The sequence below is a fragment of the Krasilnikovia sp. MM14-A1259 genome (assembly GCF_047159535.1).
In the GTDB taxonomy this organism is placed as follows: Bacteria; Actinomycetota; Actinomycetes; order Mycobacteriales; family Micromonosporaceae; genus Actinoplanes.
Genome location: NZ_BAAGAJ010000002.1, coordinates 5,809,273 through 5,829,570 on the forward strand (window position 1 = coordinate 5,809,273; position 20,298 = coordinate 5,829,570).

The 20,298-nt window shown below is 73.7% G+C and carries 17 protein-coding genes; 13 read left to right on the plus strand and 4 right to left on the minus strand.

The annotated features are described in order from the left end of the window. Nucleotides 1-193 precede the first annotated feature (193 nt). Together ACMCNK_RS26285 and ACMCNK_RS26290 are read right to left on the minus strand one after the other, a co-directional pair. The gene (locus ACMCNK_RS26285; RefSeq protein WP_412739034.1) at nucleotides 194-1,810 is read right to left on the minus strand and encodes a sensor histidine kinase; all 1,617 of its coding nucleotides are present in this window, start codon (nucleotides 1,808-1,810) and stop codon (nucleotides 194-196) included. Further along, nucleotides 1,788-2,519, minus strand: coding sequence for a response regulator transcription factor (locus ACMCNK_RS26290; protein ID WP_412739035.1), 732 nt, complete (start codon nucleotides 2,517-2,519; stop codon nucleotides 1,788-1,790). The genes ACMCNK_RS26285 and ACMCNK_RS26290 overlap by 23 nt, the downstream gene beginning before the upstream one ends. Before the next feature lie 157 nt (nucleotides 2,520-2,676). On the opposite strand from ACMCNK_RS26290, the gene ACMCNK_RS26295 reads away from it, so the two are divergent. After that, nucleotides 2,677-3,063 carry a tetratricopeptide repeat protein gene (locus ACMCNK_RS26295; protein ID WP_412740999.1) on the plus strand — a complete coding sequence of 129 codons (387 nt, stop codon included), beginning with the start codon at nucleotides 2,677-2,679 and terminating at the stop codon, nucleotides 3,061-3,063. 19 nt (nucleotides 3,064-3,082) lie between these two features. Here ACMCNK_RS26295 and ACMCNK_RS26300 read toward each other — a convergent pair whose 3' ends face one another. Beyond that, a complete protein-coding gene (locus ACMCNK_RS26300; RefSeq protein ID WP_412739036.1) occupies nucleotides 3,083-4,276 on the minus strand; it encodes a PQQ-binding-like beta-propeller repeat protein in 1,194 nt (397 codons plus the stop codon). Nucleotides 4,277-4,406: 130 nt separating this feature from the next. Between ACMCNK_RS26300 and ACMCNK_RS26305 the strand changes: the two genes are divergently transcribed. Then, nucleotides 4,407-4,691: a Smr/MutS family protein gene (locus ACMCNK_RS26305; protein WP_412739037.1), complete on the plus strand. Its 285-nt coding sequence runs from the start codon at nucleotides 4,407-4,409 to the stop codon at nucleotides 4,689-4,691. A 4-nt stretch (nucleotides 4,692-4,695) separates the two neighbouring features. On the opposite strand, the gene ACMCNK_RS26310 is transcribed toward ACMCNK_RS26305, so the two are convergent. After that, nucleotides 4,696-7,104 (minus strand): M28 family peptidase, encoded by a 2,409-nt coding sequence (locus tag ACMCNK_RS26310; RefSeq protein WP_412739038.1) that lies wholly within the window; start codon nucleotides 7,102-7,104, stop codon nucleotides 4,696-4,698. A gap of 75 nt (nucleotides 7,105-7,179) precedes the next feature. Here ACMCNK_RS26310 and ACMCNK_RS26315 point away from each other — a divergent pair, with 75 nt between their 5' ends. The 11 genes from ACMCNK_RS26315 (at nucleotide 7,180) to ACMCNK_RS26365 (ending at nucleotide 20,295) form a co-directional block, all read left to right on the plus strand. Beyond that, nucleotides 7,180-7,680, plus strand: a complete 501-nt coding sequence (locus tag ACMCNK_RS26315) for a hypothetical protein (RefSeq protein WP_412739039.1) — start codon at nucleotides 7,180-7,182, stop codon at nucleotides 7,678-7,680. Next, entirely contained in the window at nucleotides 7,677-8,873 is a 1,197-nt protein-coding gene (locus tag ACMCNK_RS26320) for a PP2C family protein-serine/threonine phosphatase (protein ID WP_412739040.1), read from the plus strand. Before ACMCNK_RS26315 ends, ACMCNK_RS26320 begins: the two co-directional genes overlap by 4 nt. Next, nucleotides 8,870-10,516 (plus strand): sensor histidine kinase, encoded by a 1,647-nt coding sequence (locus ACMCNK_RS26325; protein WP_412739041.1) that lies wholly within the window; start codon nucleotides 8,870-8,872, stop codon nucleotides 10,514-10,516. Before ACMCNK_RS26320 ends, ACMCNK_RS26325 begins: the two co-directional genes overlap by 4 nt. Continuing rightward, nucleotides 10,513-10,962, plus strand: coding sequence for a response regulator (locus tag ACMCNK_RS26330; RefSeq protein WP_412739042.1), 450 nt, complete (start codon nucleotides 10,513-10,515; stop codon nucleotides 10,960-10,962). Before ACMCNK_RS26325 ends, ACMCNK_RS26330 begins: the two co-directional genes overlap by 4 nt. Then, entirely contained in the window at nucleotides 10,955-11,758 is an 804-nt protein-coding gene (locus ACMCNK_RS26335) for an inositol monophosphatase family protein (protein ID WP_412739043.1), read from the plus strand. Before ACMCNK_RS26330 ends, ACMCNK_RS26335 begins: the two co-directional genes overlap by 8 nt. After that, nucleotides 11,758-12,531, plus strand: coding sequence for an SDR family NAD(P)-dependent oxidoreductase (locus tag ACMCNK_RS26340; RefSeq protein ID WP_412739044.1), 774 nt, complete (start codon nucleotides 11,758-11,760; stop codon nucleotides 12,529-12,531). The genes ACMCNK_RS26335 and ACMCNK_RS26340 overlap by 1 nt, the downstream gene beginning before the upstream one ends. A gap of 66 nt (nucleotides 12,532-12,597) precedes the next feature. Then, entirely contained in the window at nucleotides 12,598-13,608 is a 1,011-nt protein-coding gene (locus tag ACMCNK_RS26345) for a coiled-coil domain-containing protein (protein WP_412739045.1), read from the plus strand. A 95-nt stretch (nucleotides 13,609-13,703) separates the two neighbouring features. Then, a complete protein-coding gene (locus ACMCNK_RS26350; RefSeq protein ID WP_412739046.1) occupies nucleotides 13,704-16,145 on the plus strand; it encodes a protein kinase domain-containing protein in 2,442 nt (813 codons plus the stop codon). Between the two features lie 125 nt (nucleotides 16,146-16,270). After that, nucleotides 16,271-17,311, plus strand: a complete 1,041-nt coding sequence (locus ACMCNK_RS26355; RefSeq protein WP_412739047.1) for a glycerophosphodiester phosphodiesterase — start codon at nucleotides 16,271-16,273, stop codon at nucleotides 17,309-17,311. A 69-nt stretch (nucleotides 17,312-17,380) separates the two neighbouring features. After that, nucleotides 17,381-18,106 carry an SDR family NAD(P)-dependent oxidoreductase gene (locus ACMCNK_RS26360; RefSeq protein ID WP_412739048.1) on the plus strand — a complete coding sequence of 242 codons (726 nt, stop codon included), beginning with the start codon at nucleotides 17,381-17,383 and terminating at the stop codon, nucleotides 18,104-18,106. Between the two features lie 38 nt (nucleotides 18,107-18,144). After that, nucleotides 18,145-20,295 (plus strand): DEAD/DEAH box helicase, encoded by a 2,151-nt coding sequence (locus ACMCNK_RS26365; RefSeq protein ID WP_412741000.1) that lies wholly within the window; start codon nucleotides 18,145-18,147, stop codon nucleotides 20,293-20,295. Nucleotides 20,296-20,298: the final 3 nt, after the last annotated feature.

Here is a 20,298-nt window from a genome sequence, read left to right on the forward strand (position 1 = left end):
CTCGCGGGGCCGGCGCCCCGAGCGCGAGCCGGCATGCTCGTCACAAACGAAAAGGCAGCGACGTGGTCGCTGCCTCGGCCGGCTCTGGCGTGGTGTCTCAGGTCATGGGGTCATGGCCGAGGCACCGGCGGGAGCCGGCCTCGTAAACCACGAATACCAACGGGACACGCCGACAGCATAGCCGGTGCCGTCGTCAGCGGGGGGCCTGGGCGGCGTACTGCTGGTCGGCCACCTGCAGCAGCGGCAGCCGGACCGTGAACTCGGTGCGGCCCGGCTCGCTGCGTACGGCCACCGTGCCGGCGTGCGCGGTCACCACCGCGTGCACGATCGACAGGCCCAGCCCGGTGCTGCCCGCGGCCCGCGACCGGGAGCTGTCGCCCCGGGCGAACCGCTCGAAGATGTGCGGCTGCAGCTCGGCCGGGATGCCCGGACCGCTGTCCGTCACCCGCAGCACGGCGCCGTCGGTGGTCGCGCTCACCGCGACGGTCACGGCGGTGCCCTCGGGGGTGTGCGTACGGGCGTTCGCGAGCAGGTTGGCCAGCACCTGGTGCAGCCGGGCGGAGTCGCCGAGCACCGTGACCGGCTCCTCGGGCACCTCCAGCCGCCAGTCGTGCCGGGGCCCGGCCGCGTGCGCGTCGCTGACCGCGTCGACGACCAGGGCGGTCAGGTCCACCGGGTCGTGGGCCAGCGGGCGGCCCGCGTCCAGGCGGGCCAGCAGCAGCAGGTCCTCGACCAGCGTGGTCATCCGCTGCGCCTCCGACTCGACCCGGCGCAGCACGTGACCGATCTCCTCGGGTACGGGCTCCCGGCTGCGGCGGCTCAGCTCCGCGTACCCGCGGATCGCGGCCAGCGGGGTGCGCAGTTCGTGGCTGGCGTCCGCGACGAACTGGCGTACCTGCATCTCGCTGGCGTGCCGGGCCTCCAGGGCGTTGCCGACGTGGTCGAGCATCCGGTTGAGTGCCGCCCCGACCCGGCCCACCTCGGTCCGCGCGTCCGTGTCGGTGTCCGGGACGCGCTGGGCCAGCTCCACCTCGCCGCGGTCGAGCCGCAGTTCGGAGACGCGGGTGGCGGTGGCCGCCATCCGTTCCAGCGGGCGCAGGTTGCGCCGCACGATGATCGCGCCCGCCCACCCGGCGGCCAGCAGCGCCGCGAGCACCGCCACGCCGGTGACCGCGGCGACTTTGAGCAGCGCCTCCTGGGTGCCGGCCAGCGGCAGGGCGGTGACGATCGCCCCGTCCGGGGTCGGCACGGACACGGCCCGGTAGTAGCCGAGCTCGTCCAGGTCGACCGTGGTGGGGTCCTCACCAGGGACGACCTGGGCGAGCGTGGCCTTTGCAGAATCCGGCAGGTCCGCGTAGATCCCGCGCACCCGAGGCCCACCGGTGCCCGATTCGTCCTGGGGATCCTGGGGATACTGCACGCGCCCGCCGCCGACGACGGTGGCGGTGCCCGTTCCATTAGCCGCTCCGGGAGCCGGGGGAGCCGCGGCGGTGGGCGGGGCGACGACCACGACGATCGAGCCCGGCGGCGCTCCCGGCGGTGGCTGGTCTGCCCACAGTTCGGTCGGGTTGAACCGGCCCTCCCGTCCCCGCTGGGGACCCCCGACGGCGCGCTGGGCCGCCTCACTGAGCTGCGCGTCGACCTGGTGGTAGAGGATCTTGTGCAGGAAGATCTGCGCGGTCGCGCCGACCACCAGGCCGAGCACCGTAAGCAGCGCGATCATGATGGCGACCAGCCGGGCCCGCAGGGACCAGCCGGACGGATGCCGCCACCGTCCCGCCGTCACCTCAGCCTGCGGGCCGGAGGACATAGCCCGCTCCGCGCATGGTGTGGATCATCGGCTCACGGCCCGCGTCGATCTTCTTGCGCAGGTACGAGATGTACAGCTCGACCACGTTGGCCTGGCCGCCGAAGTCGTAGTTCCACACCCGGTCCAGGATCTGGCTCTTGCTGAGCACCCGGCGCGGGTTACGCATGAGATAGCGCAGCAGCTCGAACTCCGTGGCCGTGAGCGTGACCAGGTCGCCGCCGCGGCGTACCTCGTGGCTGTCCTCGTCCAGGGAGAGGTCGCCGACGACGAGCTGCGACTCCGTACGCAGGGCGCCGCGCCCGGTGCGCCGCATCAGCCCGCGCAACCGCGCCACGACCTCTTCGAGGCTGAACGGCTTGGTGACGTAGTCGTCGCCGCCCGCGGTGAGCCCGGTGATCCGGTCCTCCACCGCGTCCTTGGCGGTCAGGAACAGCACCGGCACGTCGGGCGCCTCGCCGCGCAGCCGGCGCAGCACCTCCAGCCCGTCGATGTCGGGCAGCATCATGTCCAGCACGACGGCGTCCGGGTGGAAGTCGCGGGCCGTCCGCACCGCGGACAGCCCGTCGCCGGAGCTGCGCACCTCCCAGCCCTCGTAGCGCAGCGCCATCGAGAGCAGCTCGGCCAGGGTGGGCTCGTCGTCGACCACCAGGACCCGGACCGGGCTGCCGTCGGCGCGGCGCAGCTCGGTGTCCGTGTTCGCCATCGTCATGCCCCCACTGTCGGCGGCCGAACTATGCGTGCACTTTCCGGTTCCTGTGTAGCACCTGTGGGTTGCCGGGCTGTGACGCCGCTCGGCGGAACACTCGCCGAACGCCGGTTGTTGTGCCAGCGTTGACACCTCTGGCGCGAGCGTGGGGAGCGTGGACGTGGACCTACTCGACGAGTACCGCAGGGCGACGTTCGCCTTCGAGTCCGGCGACCCGGCCGGCGCCGCACGCCTGCTCGAACCGATCCTTGAGGCCGAGCCGCACAACGCGGCCGTGCGGCAGCTGCTGGCCCGCGCGTACTTCAACTCGGCGCAACTGGGCGGAGCCGAGGCCCAGTTACGGGTGCTGATCGAGCGGGATCCGTCCGACCATTACGCCCACCACGTGCTCGGCCGCACCCTGGAGCGGGCGGGCCGGTTCTCCGAAGCACTGCCGCACCTGCGGCTGGCCGCGGCGATGAAACAGCACGACGACTACGCCGAGGCGTTGCGCCGGGTCCAGTTGTGGGTGGGCGAGCACGGCGGCCGGGCCGCGGGCGCCGCATAGCGCCCGCGGCCGGCGAAGGTCAGGGCGCGTAGGCCGCCAGTTGGCCGGTGACGCCGGAGTCCAGGAAGAGCCAGCCGTTGGCCACCGACGGGGGTTGCGGCTCCTGCTCGTCGAACACCCCGAACCGGTCGCCAGGTGCCACCACCCGGCCGTTCGTGACGTTCAGGATGGCGAGTCCGGAGCTCTCGTCCTTGGCGTACAGCAGGCCGCCGGCCAGGCTGGGCTGGCCCGGGTCCTGCCCGAGGTCGACGCTCCACTGCCGGGCGCCGGTCCGCGCATGGCGTGCGGTGAATCCGTTGACGATCAGTTCGTAGACCCGGCGACCGTCGGTGGCCAGTGCCCCGAGGAAGGCCGCATCACGTACCCGCCAGACCACCGATCCGTTGGTCGCGCGCAGGCACACGAGGGTGGTGGAGCCCTCCTTGACGTACACGAGATCACCGGCGGGGCTGGCGGCCAGCGCCTGCCATGCGTGGGCGGCGTTCCAGAGCGTCGCGCCGGTGGTGGCCGACACCGCGGTCAGCCCGGCCGCACCGACCCGGCTCAGCAGGATCCGGCCGCCCGCGGAGACACCGGACGACAGGAAGCCGGAGCGTTGCCACATACGCGCCCCGTCCGTGATCCGGAAGGCAGTTACCGCCGGTGTGGCGGACGCCGAGGATCCGGAGACCACCGCGAGCCCGCGGTCGGCGACCAGTGAACGCATCGGGGCCGTGGTCCGTGCCTGCCAGCGCACGGCGCCCGTGGTCGGGTCGAGGGCCAGCAGGACGTTGTCCTGTCCGTGGTTCGTGCAGCCCGTCGTGACGGCCAGCAGCCGCCCGCTGGAGAACGCCACGTGTGCGCTGCCCAGCAGCGCCGGCCACGTGTGGCTCCACAGCAGTCGGCCCGTGGTCGAACGGTACGCGCCGAGTTTGGTGTTGTCCGGGACGAACACCCGCCCGCCGGCCACCAGCGGTGCGGTCGGCAACAACGGTGGGAATCCGCACTCACCGGGCAGACGTACGGACCAGCGCAGGCGCGCCGCGCCGACGTTGGCCGCGGTGATGATCGATTCGTTGGGGTTGGAGAAGGTGCGGGCGGCGCCGAAGCCCTCCTGCTTCCAGTCGCCGGCGGCCGCCTGGGCGGGCACCGCACCGGCGGCGACCGTGCCGAGAATCAAGGCGGCGGCCACGATCCGCATCGAGGCCGAGCGCATTCTTGCGGTCCGGGACATGGGATCTCCTGCAGGTTCGTTACTGATTGCGACCAGATGAACGTATTCCCGTGGCTGGGTCGCCGCGGCGGGTTTCGGGACCTGGAACTCATCCAGAGGACACGTGAACACGGCCGCATAGGATCGGGCCGTGAAGCTGAAGCTGGACCTGCACGACATCTTCAACAAAGGCCAGGAGATCGACCGCGCGCTGCGCGGGATCATCGACGAAGCCATCCAGAAGAAGGCGACGCTGGTCGAGATCATCCCCGGTAAGGGGTCCGGCCAGCTCAAGAAGAAGGTGCTGCGCTTCCTCGACCAGAAGGAGATCAAGCAGCTCTACCACCGGGTCGAGAAGGACGGCGACAACTGGGGTCGCCTGTTCGTGCACTTCCGCTTCGACTCACCGGCCGGGCGCGGCCGTCGCGGCCGCTGACCCGTCACACCGTGAGCGTACGGGCGACCGCCACCAACTCCGAGGTGTGTGAGCCGACGATCCCCACGTCGGCCGGGCGGGGGCGGAAGCCCGGCAGCCCGGTGAGCCCATCCGAGCCGTCCATCACGCGCAGTATCACCGGGCCGGAGGCCCGTACGGTCAGGGTGGCCTCGATGCCCGCCGCCGGGGGCGCGTGGAACACCAGGCCGAAGCCCCAGCGGCCCGGGCCCGGGTGATCCACCGGGAGATGCCGGCCGCCGACCGTGGCCGCGGTGACCGGGGTGGCAGCGTCCACATGCAACGTGACCAGGCGGACCGGGCGCTGCGGCACGAGCCGCAGCCGCAGCGTGCGGGTGTCGCCCGCCCGGGTGTCGGACACCACGGTCAGCCGGGGTGCGGGCAGGTCTGCGGCGGGCGCGGGGCCGCTGAGCAACCGCACCGAGCCGAGGCCGGGCAGGGTGTCGGCCATGCTGCGGGGGTCACCGGAGACGTAGTTCGCGGTCCAGCCGCGGGGTGCGGATTCGCGGCTGAGCCAGCGGGCCTGGCCGGTGTCGGCGTCCAGCGCGTACATGAGGTGGGTGGGGGCCGGGTGTGCGGCGTCGAACCGGTCCAGCCGCAACCCCAGCCCCACGCAGGCCAGGGCGGTGACGGCGGCGACCAGGGCGGGCAGGGCGCCGCGGACCCGGGCCCGCCGGCCGCCCGGTCGCCCGGCGGCACGCGGAGCCGCCCGGTCCGCATCAGTGGCGGACTCGGGGCGGCCGGTTTCGGACGGATGGAGCAGGTCGAGGATCGGCAGGGCGGCCAGACCGAGCAGCGCGGCCAGCAACGCCGCCCCGCCCGAGGTGACCAGGCCCAGTGCGGGGAACAGCAGCACGACCGCCGGGAGCAACACCACCACGGCCACGGCCGCGCCGGCGACCAGCGCGGCCATCCCCGCCCAGGCGGGCCGCAGCAGGATCGCTGCGCACGCGGCGAGCGCACCCGCCAGGGCGGGCAGAACAGTCAGGTACGACCCGCCGGGCGCGACCGCGGCCAGCAGCAGTCCCACCGCGGCCAGCCAGCCGAGGCCGCCCACGGCCAGGGTGGCGGGGCCGGTCCGGCGGCGCAGCAGCGCGTACCACGCGAGGGTCACCGCGGCGGTCAGCGCGAGCACCGCCACCCGGAACCACAACGGCCGGTACGGGTCGATCGGCAGCGCCGCGTAGCCCGGGCGGATCAGCGTCAGCACCCACCAGCCCGCCTGGGCCAGCAACGGGGCGAGCACCAGCGGCACCGGGGCGAGGGCGGCGCCGGCCGCGAGTGCGCGACCCGAAACGAGGCCGCGGCGCCGGGCCAGCCATCCGAGCACCCCGACGGCGAGCGCGGCCAGCACCGCCAGCGGCCAGGTCAGCCAGCCCGGATAGGTCATCAGTGCCCCGAACAGGGGGAAGTACGTGGCGTCCCCACCGGCGTGCAGGGTGGCCAGATCCCGGCCCCCCAGATCCCGGGCCAGCGCGAGCGCGTTGTCGCCGTGCTGTTGCAGGCTCCGGCGATCCATCGTCGCGGGGGTGTCCGTAGGCGCGTGGTACACCGCGGCCCCGTCGATGTACGCGCTGTTCAACCCCGCGAATCCCGCCTCCCGGAACGAGGTGAAGTCGGTGTCGTTGGGCAGCAGCCGGTAGATCTCCACCCCGAACGACGTGCCCACCGGCCGTGGCGCCCGCGCGTACGCCGCGACCAGGCGCGCATTGTCCGCCGAGGTCTCGAACATGATCACCGGGCCGGTGTGCCCGCGCGCCTCCAGATTCAGCGCCACCCCTCCACCGCGGGCCAGCGGATGTTGGTCGACGAACGCCTGCGCCCCGCACAGGCACGCCTCCTCGGCGTCGGTCAGCACCAGCACCACGTCGTTGCGCAGGCGCGGGCCCGCGGTCAGCGCCCGGGCGGTCTCCAGCACCGTGGCCACGCCCGCGGCGTCGTCGTTGCCGCCCGGCCCGGCCTGCACGGAGTCGTAGTGGGCGACCAGGAAGACCCGGCCGGTCGGTGCCGTGCCCGGCAGCAGCGCCACCACGTTGCTGACCCGGGCCACCCCGACCCCGCCCGCGTCGGCCGACGGCTTGCCGCCCTGCACGCTCACCGCGTCCTGCACCTCGGGGGCGAGCCCGAGACCGCGCAGGGTGTCCACCAATCGGGTACGGACCCGCTCGTTCGCGGCACTGCCGGCCACGTGCGGCGCGGCCGCGATCGCCTGCACGTGACCGAAGGCGCGGCCCGCGCTGAACTGCCCGGCGGGGGCGTCCACGCCGCGCGGGGCCGGCGTACGCAGCCCCGCGAGTGCGCCCGCGCCGACCGCGACCAGCACCGTCATGGCCGCCGCGGCGACCAGACCGCGGTGACCTGGACTGATCAGGGAGTGATCGGGAGGACGTCGCATGACCACCATCCAAGCGCGTGAGACTGGCGCCGGGTACCCGATGGATGACCGGCGTCTGTGGCATAGCGTGGACGCGTGACCGAGCCACTCGACCCTGCCGCCGTGCTCGCGGATTTCATCGAACGGGTGGCCCACTTCGACCCCGTTCCCGAGGCCGCTCCGGTCGCCGTGCTCGGCGTCCGCACCGCGCTGGGGGAGGCCACCTTCGCCGTGGGCGACCACGTGGTGCGAGCGATGTGCCGGGCGCTCGCCTCGTACCGTGACCCGGCAGACCGCGGCACGTGCATCCAGTGTGGCAGCCGCCGCCTCGACGAGAACCTGCACTGCCCCGAATGCGGGCGGCTGCACGGCATCCTCGGTGAGGTCATCGCCCGGCATGCGCGCCGGGTCGCCGAGGCCGAAACCGCGCCCGCCGACGCCACGACCGACGATGCCGCAGCCACCGATGGCGCAGCCGCCGATGCCACGTTCGCGACCGACGGTGCCGCGACCGTCGGCGCCGCGTTCGCGTCCATCGAGGCCGGCTCCGCGGACGCTGTCGCGACCGCCGACGCCGTGGGTGACCAGAGACCGTGACGGCTGCCCGTTCCGCCCCCACGGGAGCGGCCGCACGCCCGCCGGAACGGCTGCGCGTGCTGCTCGTCGAAGACGACGAGGGCGACGCGTACCTGGTACGGGAGCTGCTCAACGAGGCCGACTCCACGTTCGACCTGCGGGTGGCGACCACCCTGGGTCAAGCGCGGGCCCAGATGGGCGGCGTGCACTGCGTCCTGCTCGACCTCGGGCTGCCCGACGCCGAGGGCATCGACGGGTTGCGCCGGTTGCTGGCGGTCGCGGGCCACGCGGCCGTCTGTGTCCTGACCGGCCGCAGCGACGAGCACCTGGGGGTCGCGGCGGTCGCCGAAGGCGCCCAGGACTACCTGGTCAAGGGCCAAGTGGACGGTGTGCTGCTGAGCCGCGCGCTGCGGTACGCGGTCGAGCGCAAGCGGGCCGACGAGAACTCCCGGCGGCTGCGCGAGGCGGAGCTGCGCCAGGCCGAGTCCGCCCGGCTCGAACGCGGTCTGCTGCCGCAGCCGCTGATGGACACCACCGAGGTCGCGGTGCACACGTTCTACCGTTCGGGGCGGGCGCTCGGCCTGCTCGGCGGCGACTTCTTCGACGTCGTCCAGGTCGGCGACGACAAGCTGCACGTCATCGTCGGCGACGTGTGCGGGCACGGCGTGGAGGAGGCCGCCCTCGGGGTGGAACTGCGAGTCGCGTGGCGGGCACTGGTGCTCGCCGGGGTGCCCGACGGGCAGATCCTCGGCGCGCTCGAACAGGTGCTCATGTCGGAACGGCGGGCCAGGGAGATCTTCGCCACGGTCGCGTCCGTGGTGCTCGACCTGCCGGGCAACCGGGCCACGGTCCGGCTGGCCGGTCACCCGGCACCGGTGCTGCTGCGCCGCGGCCGGGTCGAGCCGGTCGACGCCCGGCGTGGCATCGTGCTGGGGGTGCTGCCCACCCCCACCCCCGCGACCGAGCTGGAGTTCTCCGGCGACGACTGGTCCCTGCTGCTGTACACCGACGGGCTGATCGACGGGCGTACCGGCGACGGCGACGACCGGCTGGAGGTTTCCGGCCTGTGCGCGATGCTGGACCAGCCGGACGCCCGGGCGATCGCCCTGCCCGCCCTGCCCGCGTGGCTGGTGGGCCGCGCCGAGCGGGCCAACGGCGGCCCGCTCGCCGACGACGTGGCGATGCTGCTGCTGTCGCGGGGCGGTGGCCGGTGAAGCTGTTCGCCGGCCACATCTGGACGCTGCGCCGCCGGGTGATGACCCTGTGCTTCGCCGTGGGGGTGGTGCTGACCGGGCTCGGCCTCGCCGCCGCGATCATCGCGGCGCACAGCAACGACCACATCGACGCCCTGGTCAACCGCACCGGCCCGATGCGCATCGCCGGGGAGAGCCTGTCCACGGCCCTGGTCGACCAGGAGACCGCGGTCCGCGGGTTCGCGATCAGCGGCAAGGAGGCGAGCCTGCAGCCGTACCTGTCCGGGCGGATCGCCCAGCAGCAGAACATCGAGCGGATCGACAAGGCGCTGGGCCCGGACGGCGACCCGCAGGTCCGCGCCGCGCTGCAGGACGTGCAGCGGCACGCCGACGCGTGGCGTACCGCGGTCGCCGAGCCGGTCATCGCCGGGGTGCGCCGCGGCGGGCCCGACGCTGCGAAGGCGGTGCGGCTCGCGGCGGACACCACCACGTTCGACCCGGTCCGTACCTCGGTCGCCCAGTTGCAGATGCTGATCGCCGCGTCGCGGGAGCAGTCCGTGGACACCGCGCGGCGTACCGCCGGGCAGCTCTTCGTGCTGGAGGTCACGTCGGCCGGGATCGTCCTGATCGCCGGCGCGGTGCTGCTGATCCTGCTCGACCACCTGGTCACCCGGCCGATCCTCGGCCTGGCCGGCCAGGTACGCGCGGTGGCCGCCGGTAACTACGACCAGCGCATCACCAGTGGCGGCTCGCCGGAACTGCGCGCGCTCGCCGGGGACGTGGACGCGATGCGCCGCCAGATCGCCACCGAGCTCAGCGAGGTACGCGAGGCGCGCGCCCAGATCGAGTGGGTCAACGACCAGCTCAAACAGCAGGCCGACGAGCTGACCCGGTCCAATCGCGACCTGGAACAGTTCGCGTACGTGGCCTCGCACGACCTGCAGGAGCCGCTGCGCAAGGTGGCCAGCTTCTGCCAGCTGCTGCAACGCCGGTACGAAGGCCAGCTCGACGAGCGCGCCGACCAGTACATCGCGTTCGCGGTGGACGGCGCCCAGCGTATGCAGCGGCTCATCAACGACCTGCTGGCGTTCTCCCGGATCGGCCGGTTGACGCTCGGGTTCACCGACGTCGACCTGGATCGGGTGCTGACCCAGGTGGCGTCGCAGCTGGAGTCGCGTACCGGGGTGGACGGCCGGGTCGAGTGGGCCGGCCTGCCCACGGTCGAGGGCGAGGAAGCGCTGCTCACGACGCTGTTCACGAACCTGGTCGGCAACTCGCTGAAGTTCCACCGCCCCGGCGTGCCGCCGGTCGTGGTGATCAGCGCCGAGCCGGGCGACCGGGAGTGGCTGATCAACGTCCGCGACAACGGCATCGGCATCGAGGCCGAGTTCGCCGACAAGGTGTTCGTGATCTTCCAGCGGCTGCACCCGCGCGATGCGTACGAGGGCACCGGCATCGGCCTGGCGATCGTCAAGAAGATCGTCGAATACCATGGCGGCCGGATCTGGCTGGACCTCGATGTGGACGAGGGCACCTCGATCTGGTTCACCCTGCCGGCACCGGTCGGGGTGTCCGCCGAACCCGACCGGCCCACCGAGCCCGAGCAGGTCCCCGAGCCTGATCACGCCGCTGAGCCAGAATCCGACAAGGAGGCCCGCCGATGACCGCGCGGCCGGATGGCGCACCGATCGAGGTGCTGCTCGTCGAGGACGACCCGGGCGATGTGCTCATGACGCGGGAGGCGTTCCAGGAGCACCAGGTCGGTAACCGGCTGACCGTCGTCCCCGACGGGGCTGAGGCGCTGGCGTACCTGCGGCGTGAGGGCGCGTACCCGGACGCGGTGCGCCCCGATCTGATCCTGCTCGACCTGAACCTGCCCAAGCGCGACGGCCGCGAAGTGCTGGCCGAGATCAAGGACGACCCGGACCTGGGCCGGATCCCGGTGGTCGTGCTCACCACGTCCGCCGCGGACGACGACATCCTGCGCAGCTACCAGCTGCACGCCAACGCGTACGTGACCAAACCCGTCGACTTCGAACGGTTCATCTCGGTGATCCGGCAGATCGACGAGTTCTTCGTCGGCGTGGTGAGGCTGCCACCCCGTGATTGACGACGTCACTGCGCTTGTGCGGGAGGTCGCCCGTACCCTCGTGCTGCCGCGTTTCCGGCACCTGGACGCCGCGGATGTCCGCGAGAAGGCCCCCGGCGACGTGGTGACCGTGGCCGACGCGGAGGCCGAGCGGGCACTCACCGCCGGGCTGACCGCGCTGCTGCCCGGCTCGGCCGTGGTGGGGGAGGAGGCCGTGGCCGCCGACCCCCGGGTGCGGGACCGCATCGGCGACGAGGGCGCGGTGTGGGTGGTCGACCCGGTCGACGGCACCGCCAATTTCGCGGCCGGGCGTACCCCGTTCGCGATGATGGTGGCGCTGCTGCAGGGCGGCGAGACGGCCGCCGCGTGGATCCTCGACGTGCCCGGCGACCGGATGGTCGTCGCCGAGCGCGGCAGCGGCGCCTACCTCGACGGGGTACGGATCCCGGCGAACACCGGCGTCCCGGCCCGCGGCACACTCACCGGCTCGGTGCCGACCCGCTACCTCCCGGAGGAGCTGCGTCACGAGGTCGACGCGCGCGGCCCGGAACTGGGCACGGTCACCTCCGGCAAGCACTGCGCCGGATACGAGTACCCCGCGGTCGCCACGGGCGCACAGCAGTTCGCCCTGTTCTGGCACGTCATGCCGTGGGACCACGTGCCAGGTGCGCTGATCGTGCGCGAGTCCGGCGGCACGGTCCGGCACTTCGACGGCAGCGAGTACCGCCCGGCCTCCGGCGGGCCCGGCCTGGTCGTTGCGGGCAACGCCGACATCTGGGACCTGGTCCACGCCACACTCGTGGTCACGGGGCATTGATGTCGGCGTACCTGGAATCGCTGTTCGGCCTGCGCGGGCGCACCGCGGTGGTGACCGGCGGCAGCTCCGGCATCGGCCGGGCCATGGCGCTCGCGCTCGGCCAGGCCGGGGCCCGCGTCGTGCTCGTCGCCCGCCGCCGCGGCCCGCTGGACGCCTCGGTCGCGGACCTCGCGGCCGTGGGCGCGGACGCCGCCGCGATCACCGCGGACCTCGCCGACCGGGCCGCGCTCACCGCCGCCACCGACGAGATCATCGCCCGGTACGGGCACCCCGACGTGCTCGTCAACGCCGCCGCGGTGAACCACCGCCCGCCGCTGCCCGAACTCACCGACGCCGACTGGGACCTGACGCTGGAGGCGAACCTGAGCGCCCCGTTCCTGCTCGGGCAGCGGTTCGGCCCGGCCATGGCGGCGCGCGGCTGGGGCCGGATCATCAATGTCGTCTCCCAGCAGGCGTTCCGGGCGTACGGCAACAGCGGGGCGTACGGCGTGTCCAAGGCCGGGCTCGTCGCGTTGACCCGGTCGCAGGCCGAGGCGTGGTCGCGGCACGGCGTGTGCTGCAACGCGATCGCCCCGGGCGTGGTGGAGACCCCGCTCACCGAGGAACTGTTCACCGATCCGGCACGGGTGGCCCGGCACGCCGACCGGGCCATGATCGGCCGCAACGGCGTACCCGCCGACTTCGCCGGGTGCGTGCTGTTCCTGGCCGGTGACGCGGGTGCCGCGGTGACCGGCCAGACACTCTTCGTCGATGGCGGGTATTCGGCCACGTGAGCGGTCTGCCACCAGGGCATTCGGCGAGGTAGAGTCACCGGCGCCCTTGATTGGTGGAGGTAGACCGTGGCGGCGACTCTCCTTCGGCGGTGCCTGACCGCGCCCGTCGCCATGCTCGCCGCGCTCGCCGTGCTCCTGCTGGCCGCGCCCCACGCCGCGCACGCCGACCCCGAGGGCGGCACCAAGACGCTGCGCGACGCGCTCGAATCGGCCGCCAAGGGCCACCTCGAAGCCACCGCCAAGCTCGACGCCTCCCGCAAACGCCAGGGCGAGCTGCGCGACACGCTCAAACAGGCCCAGGCGGACGCCACCCGGATGCAGGCCCAGGTCGAGGTCACCGCCGGGCGGGCCTACAAGTACGGGCGGGCCACCACCCTGACGGTGCTGCTCGACAGCGGCTCCCCGGACTCCTTCCTGGACCGGATCTCCCGGCTGGACGCGATGGCCCAGCTCGACGGCCGCGCCCTCGCCGACTACCGCCGGGCGGTGGACACCACGAAGGCGGCCCAGCAGGCCATCGCCCGAGAGATCGGCGAGCAGGAGAAGCAGGTCGGCATCCTGGCCCGCAAGAAGAAGGAGGCCGAGCTGGCACTGGGCAGCGTCGGCGGCGGCAGCGTGGCGGGCGGGTTCGTCAGCGTCAACTCGCCGCTGGCCAAACCCGCGCCGCGCAACTCCGACGGGTCGTGGCCGAAGGAGAGCTGCACGGTCAACGACCCGACCACGTCGGGCTGCATCACGCCGCGGCTGCTCAACGCGTACCAGCAGGCGCGCAGCGCCGGGTTCACGCACTACACCTCGTGCTACAGCGTGCGCGACTCCGGGGAACACCCGAAGGGCCGCGCCTGCGACTTCTCCGCCAACGCGACCACGTTCCAGAACGTGGCCGCGAGTGGCGGCGACAAACAGTACGGGGACCGGCTCGCCGCGTACTTCGTGAAGAACGCGTCGCGGCTCGGCGTCATGTACGTCATCTGGTACCGGCAGATCTGGCTGCCCAACACGGGCTGGCGGGCGTACAGCGCGTCCGGTGGTCCCGCCGCCGTGCACACGAACCACGTCCACTTGTCCGTTCTGTGACCGGTTTCGCCCGGTAGCCGGTTGACCTCGACGGAGTTCGCACCGTTTTCGCCGACGGCCCGTCCGGCAGTCGCCACCCGGGCAACAATCGGCTCATGGGGTGGGTGGCGCGGGGCGGAAGACAGGACACCGGCCACATCGGGGGCCGATATCGCCTCGTGGAGCGGCTCGGCACCGGCGGGATGTCCGTCGTCTGGCGGGGCTTCGACGAGATCCTCGGCCGCGAGGTCGCGGTCAAGGTGTTGTCGCCGCAACTCGCCCGTGACGCCGCGTTCCGGGACCGGCTGCGCCAGGAGGCGCTGGCGGCAGCCCGGCTGTGCCACCCGCACATCACCGGCATCTTCGACTTCGGGGAGTCGCCGCTGTCCGAGCGGCTCACCGTCCCGTACGTGGTGATGGAGCTCAACGACGGCGAGTCGGTCGGGGCCCGGCTGCACCGCGACGGGCCGCTGCCGTGGCGCGACGCGGTCGCCGTCGCGGTGGACGTCGCCTCGGCGCTGGCCACCGCGCACGCTCGCGGCGTCGTGCACCGCGACGTCACCCCGGCCAACGTGATGCTCACCAGTTCCGGTGCGAAGGTCGTCGACTTCGGCATCTCCGCGCTGGTGGGCCAGCGCGACTCGGCCCCGGACGGCAGCCTGCTCGGCACTCCCGCGTACCTGGCCCCGGAACGCCTGGCGGGCGGCCAGGTCTCACCCGCCACCGACGTGTACGCGCTGGGCCTGCTGCTGTACCGGTCGTTGACCGCCCGGCTGCCGTGGCCCGCCGAGACCACCACCGAGGCGCTGCGCGCCCACCTGTTCGCCGACCCCGAACCCGTGCCGCGGCTGCCGGGGATGCCGGAGGAGGTGGCGGTGCTGTGCCTGCGATGCCTGGCGAAGGATCCGCTGGACCGGCCGGCGGCGGCGTACGTCGCGCACGCCCTCGCGGAGATCATCGGCGTGCAGCCGATCATCCCCCCGGTCGACCGCGCCGAGCGGGGCCGGGTTGCCGTACCGGCGGACCACGCCGCGGGCGCGCGCACGCCCAGTCCGCTGGATTCGACCATCCCGAACGCCACACTCATCGGGCCGCGCGTCACCGCACCGGCTCCGGCCGTGCCCCCGGCCGCGGATCCCGGGCGCCGGAAGCGGCGCAGCCCGGCCGCCGGATCGGTGCCGCATGCCCCGGCCCGGACCGTATCCGGGTCAGCGCCGCACGCCCCGGCCTGGGCCGTGTCCGGGTCGGCGCCGCATGGACCGGCCCGGAACGTCGCGCCCGGCACCGTCCGGCGCCGGGTCCGCGGCACCCGCTCGACCCGGCCGGGCACCAGGCGGCCGGCGGGAGCGTCCACGGCCGCGCCGCCGGCTCGCGACGGCCGTCCGGCCCCGACCATGATCCGGGTGCTGCGGCTGCGTGCCGGACTGCGGATCCGCGCCGCGCTCCGGCTCGGTGCGGCGCGTCCACTCGGCGGCGGCCTGTTCGCCGGTGGGCGGCTCCGCCGCCGCGGCGTGACCTCCGGTGTCCTGTTGCCCGCCGAGGGCCGGGGCGGCGCGACTGCCCGGCGCGGGTGGGTGGCGTTCGCGGTACGGCACGGCCGCCAGGCCGCGGCGGCCACGCTGACGCTGCTGGTGGCGGTCGGGGTGGCCTGGTCCGCAAACCGGGAACCCGCGGACGCGGGCGGCACCCAGGCGGCCGCCGCGGGCCCCGGCACGGCCGCGGTCACGCTGCGCCGCTCCGAGTGCAAGGTGCGCTACCAGGTACGACGGGACACCGGCACCAGGTTCGAGGCGCTGGTCACCGTGGTCAACACCAGTGATCGCGCGATGCCGGGCTGGCGGGTGGTCTTCTCGTTCCCCGGCGCTCAGCGGCTCGTCGACACCCCGCGTACGGTCGTCCAGCGTGGCCGCAAGGTCGTCCTGCGTGCCGCCCCCGCCGCCACGTTGCAGCCGCGCAAGGCCGTGTACCTGACGCTGCACGGGTCCTACCAGCAGACGAACCCGATGCCGCTGGCGTTCACGCTCGACGGTCATCCGTGCCGCGCCGAGGTGCTGGGTGCCGCGGCCACCCCGGACGTCGACGACGCCGCCCCGGTCACCGAGGCGGCGGGTAACGGCCGTACGGCCAGGCGTTCCACGGACCGCGGCAGCACGGGCACCGGGGCCGGCACGGGAGCGGGTTCGGGTCAGCCGACCCGCCCGGCCGGCGGCGCGGCCTCCGGCCGGACGGCAGGGCGTACGTCGATGGTCGGGTCGGGTGACACACCGGACTCGGTGCCGGCCGCGAGCAGTGATCCGGCCACCGGGATCGGCGCCGAGCTGGACGGCGGCGTGCTGCCACGGCTGGGTGGGCGCGCCGGTCCGATGGCCGGCTTCGAGCCGGCTCCGCGCCTCGGCGCGGTGGCTCCCGCCACCCCGGCCCTGGAGGCTCCCGGTCTGGTGACGGGCGCCCCGGCGGCCGGCGACGAGACCGTGGAGAAGGTCAAGCGCCGCCCCGGACGGGCCCCCCACCCGCCGGCCGCCCCCGTCCCGGGGCCGGGCCCGTGGGTCGCGGTCTGATCACTCGTCGGTGACGGCCGGCTCGGGTGCCGGCATCCGGACGGCCACGCCACCACGGAGTGACATTCACCTGCTGGACAGGTCGTAACCGCCCCGGCGTCGCCCGCCGCCGGTTGACTCCTGGCGTGACTCACGTCTCGACGACCCCGCTGGTCATCGCCCATCGCGGCGCCTCCGGATACCGCCCCGAGCACACGCTCGAGGCGTACCGGCTGGCGATCCGGCTCGGTGCGGACTTCATCGAGCCGGATCTCGTGGCCACCCGCGACGGCGTGCTGGTGGCCCGGCACGAGAACGAGATCTCCGGGACGACCGACGTCGCACGCCGCCCCGAATTCGCGGACCGCCACACCACCAAGGCGATCGACGGGATCGCGGTGACCGGATGGTTCACGGAGGACTTCACGCTGGACGAGCTGCGTACGCTGCGGGCGGCTGAGCGGCTGCCCGCCGTACGCCCGCAGAACGCCCTGTTCGACGGCAGCCTGGAGATACCCACGTTCGACGAGGTCGTCGGCCTGGCCCTGGCCGAAGGCCGGCGGCTCGGCCGCCCGATCGGCGTCTACCCGGAGACGAAGCATCCCAGCTACTTCGCCTCGATCGGGCTGTCGCTGGAGGAGCCGCTGGTCACCACGCTGCGCGGGCACGGCCTCGACCGGCGGGACGCACCGGTGTTCATCCAATCCTTCGAGACCGCCAACCTGCGGCGGCTGACCCAGCTGACCGACGTACGCCTGATCCAGCTGCTCGACTCGCGCGGCCGGCCGTGGGATCACACCGTGGCCGGTGACGAGCGCAGCTACCGCGACCTGGCCACCCCCGCCGGGCTCGCCTCGATCGCCGGGTACGCACACGGCATCGGCCCGGACAAGAACCTGCTCGTGCCGCGTAGCGCGACCGGGCGCCTGCTGGCCGCGAACGCGGTGGTGCACAACGCCCACGAGGCCGGGCTCGCGGTGCACGCGTGGACGTTCCGCGCCGAGAACCGCTTCCTGCCGTTGGATTTCCGGGTCGGCACCGACCCGGACGCTCGCGGCGACATCGTGGCCGAGTACGAGCTGTTCCTGCGGGTCGGCGTGGACGGCATGTTCACCGACCACCCGGACACCGCGGTCGCGGCCCGCGCCGGACTGCTCAGCGAGGCGCCGGCACGATCGGCGCGGTGACCACCGCCGGCCCGGCGACCTCCGCGGCCCCGTCGTCGCCGGTTCGGGACAAGATCTAGAGTCGAAGCCATGACGAGGCTTGCGGTGGTCAGTGGGGGCGGCACGGGTATCGGCCGGGCGACGGCAGGGATGCTGGCGGGCGAAGGGTACGACGTGATCATCGTCGGGCGCCGTCCGGCGGTGCTGGCCGAGGCGGTGACGTGGATCGGTCCTCAGGCGACCTCGGTCACCGCGGATCTGTCCGATCCGGACCAGGTCGGCGCGGTCGTCGCGGCGGTCGGGGACCGGGCCGTGGACGTACTGGTCAACAACGCGGGCGGCTACGTCCCGGGGGACGAGACCACGCTGCCGGGTGTCGCGGCGCAGTGGCAGGCCACGTTCGACGCCAACGTCATGACCGTGGTGCTGCTGACCGAGGCGCTGCTGCCCCGGATGCGCCGCCCGGGCGGCCGGATCGTGCTGACCAGTTCGCAGGCCGCGCAGCGCGGTGGCGCCGGAGCGTACGCGGCCGCGAAGGCCGCCCTGCACGGGTGGATGTTCGAGCTGGCCACCCGGCTCGGCCCGGAGGGCGTCACGACCAACGTGATCGCCCCCGGCTATGTGTCGGACACCGAATTCTTCGGCGACCGGATGACCGCGGACGGCCACGCCACCCGGGTCGCCGCGACGCTGATGAAGCGCCCGGGCGAGTCGTCGGACGTGGCCGAGGCGGTGCGCTGGCTGGCCGGGCCCGGCGGCGGATACGTCACGGGGCAGATCATCAACGTCAACGGCGGGTCCGTGCTGGGCCGCTGATCCCGCGCCCGGGCTGGTAGACATGCCGGGTGGCTGAGTTGACACCGGTGGGCGCCGCCGAGCGTACGGCCGTGCGGGAGTGCGCCGAGGAGGTGCTGCGCCGCCTGGCCGGGGCGCACGCCGTTCTGCGCGAGGATCAGTGGCGGGCGATCGAGGCGCTGGTCGTGGACCGGCGCCGGGTGCTGTGCGTGCAACGCACCGGGTGGGGCAAGTCGGCGGTCTACTTCGTCGCCACCGCCCTGCTGCGTGACGGCATCGCCGCCGAGGCCGGGGAGCCGCCCGCGGGCCCGACCGTGATCGTGTCGCCGCTGCTGGCGCTCATGCGCAACCAGGTGGAGGCGGCCGCCCGGGCGGGCATCCGCGCCCGCACGATCAACTCGGCGAACCTCGACGAGTGGGACGAGATCACCGCGGAGATCCGGGCCGGGTCGGTGGATGTGCTGCTGATCAGCCCCGAGCGGCTCAACAACTCGGACTTCCGGGACAACGTACTGCCCGGCCTGGCCGCGAGCACCGGCCTGCTGGTGGTGGACGAGGCGCACTGCGTCTCCGACTGGGGCCACGACTTCCGGCCGGACTACCGCAGGCTGCGGACGTTTCTGGCGGGTCTGCCGCCGCGTACGCCGGTGCTGGCCACCACGGCCACCGCGAACGCCCGGGTCACCGCAGACGTGGCCGACCAGCTCGGCGACGCGCTGGTGCTGCGCGGGCCGCTGGACCGAGACTCGCTGCGCCTGGCGGTGCTACGGCTGGGCGATCCGGCGCACCGGCTGGCCTGGCTCGCGGACCACCTCGACCGGCTGCCCGGCTCCGGCATCGTCTACACGCTGACCGTGGCCGCCGCGACGGAGACCGCGGAGTTCCTGCGATCCCGCGGCTTCGCGGTGGCCTCGTACACCGGGCAGGTCGAGGACGCCGAGCGCCGCGCGGCCGAGCAGGACCTGCTCGACAACAAGATCAAGGCGCTGGTGGCGACGTCCGCGCTGGGGATGGGTTTCGACAAGCCGGATCTGGGTTTCGTCGTGCACCTGGGCGCGCCGCCGTCCCCGATCGCGTACTACCAGCAGGTCGGGCGCGCGGGCCGGGCGGTCGAGCACGCCGAGGTCGTGCTGCTGCCCGGCGCCGAGGACGCGGCGATCTGGCGGTACTTCGCGTCGCTGGCGTTCCCGCCCGAGGAGCAGGTGCGGGCCGTGCTGGCAGCCCTGTCGCCCGACCGGCCGCTGTCCACCCCGGCGCTGGAGCCGATCGTCGACCTGCGCCGGGCCCGGCTCGAACTGATGCTCAAGGTGCTCGACGTCGACGGCGCGGTCCGCCGTACCCGCGGCGGCTGGCTCGCCACGGGCGAGCCATGGACCTACGACGGCGAGCGGCTGCGGCGGGTGGCGCAGGCCCGCACCACGGAACAACAAACCATGATCGAGTACGCCGGGACGTCCACGTGCCGCATGGAGTTCCTGCGCCGGTGCCTCGACGATCCCGAGGCCGTCGCGTGCGGGCGGTGCGACAACTGCGCCGGTCCCCGGTTCGATGCGCACGTGTCCGCGGAGTCGTTGGCCGCGGCTCACACGTTCCTGGGGCGCCCCGGCGTCCAGGTCTCGCCCAAGAAGCTGTGGCCCACCGGGCTGGAGGCCGTCGGGGTGGCGTTGCGCGGCCGGATCGCCCCGGCCGAGCAGGTGGCGCCCGGCCGCGCGGTCGGCCGGCTTTCCGACCTGGGCTGGGGCGACCGGCTGCGCGCCCTGATCGGCCCGGACGCCCCGGACGGCCCGGTCCCCGAGGACGTCGCCGCGGCCGTGATCGAGGTGCTCAAGAGCTGGGCACACGGCGACGACCGGTGGGCGCAACGCCCCGCCGCCGTGGTGGCCATGGGGTCCGCGCGTCGCCCGCAGCTGGTGCACAGCGTCGCGGCGCACGTCGCCCGTGTCGGGCGGCTCCCGCTGCTCGGCGCGTTGACCTCCACCCACCCGGGGCAGGTGGGCCCGCGCGGCAACAGCGCCCAGCGGGTCCGCGCGTTGCACGACGCGTTCGGCGTGCCGGCCGAGGTGGTGGCCGGTCTGTCCGGCTTGGATGGTCCGGTGCTGCTCGCCGACGACATGGTCGACTCCGGGTGGACGATGGCGCTGGCCGGCCGGGCGCTGCGGCAGGCGGGCGCGGTCGGTGTCCTCCCGCTGGCCCTGGCCGTGGCCGGCTGATCC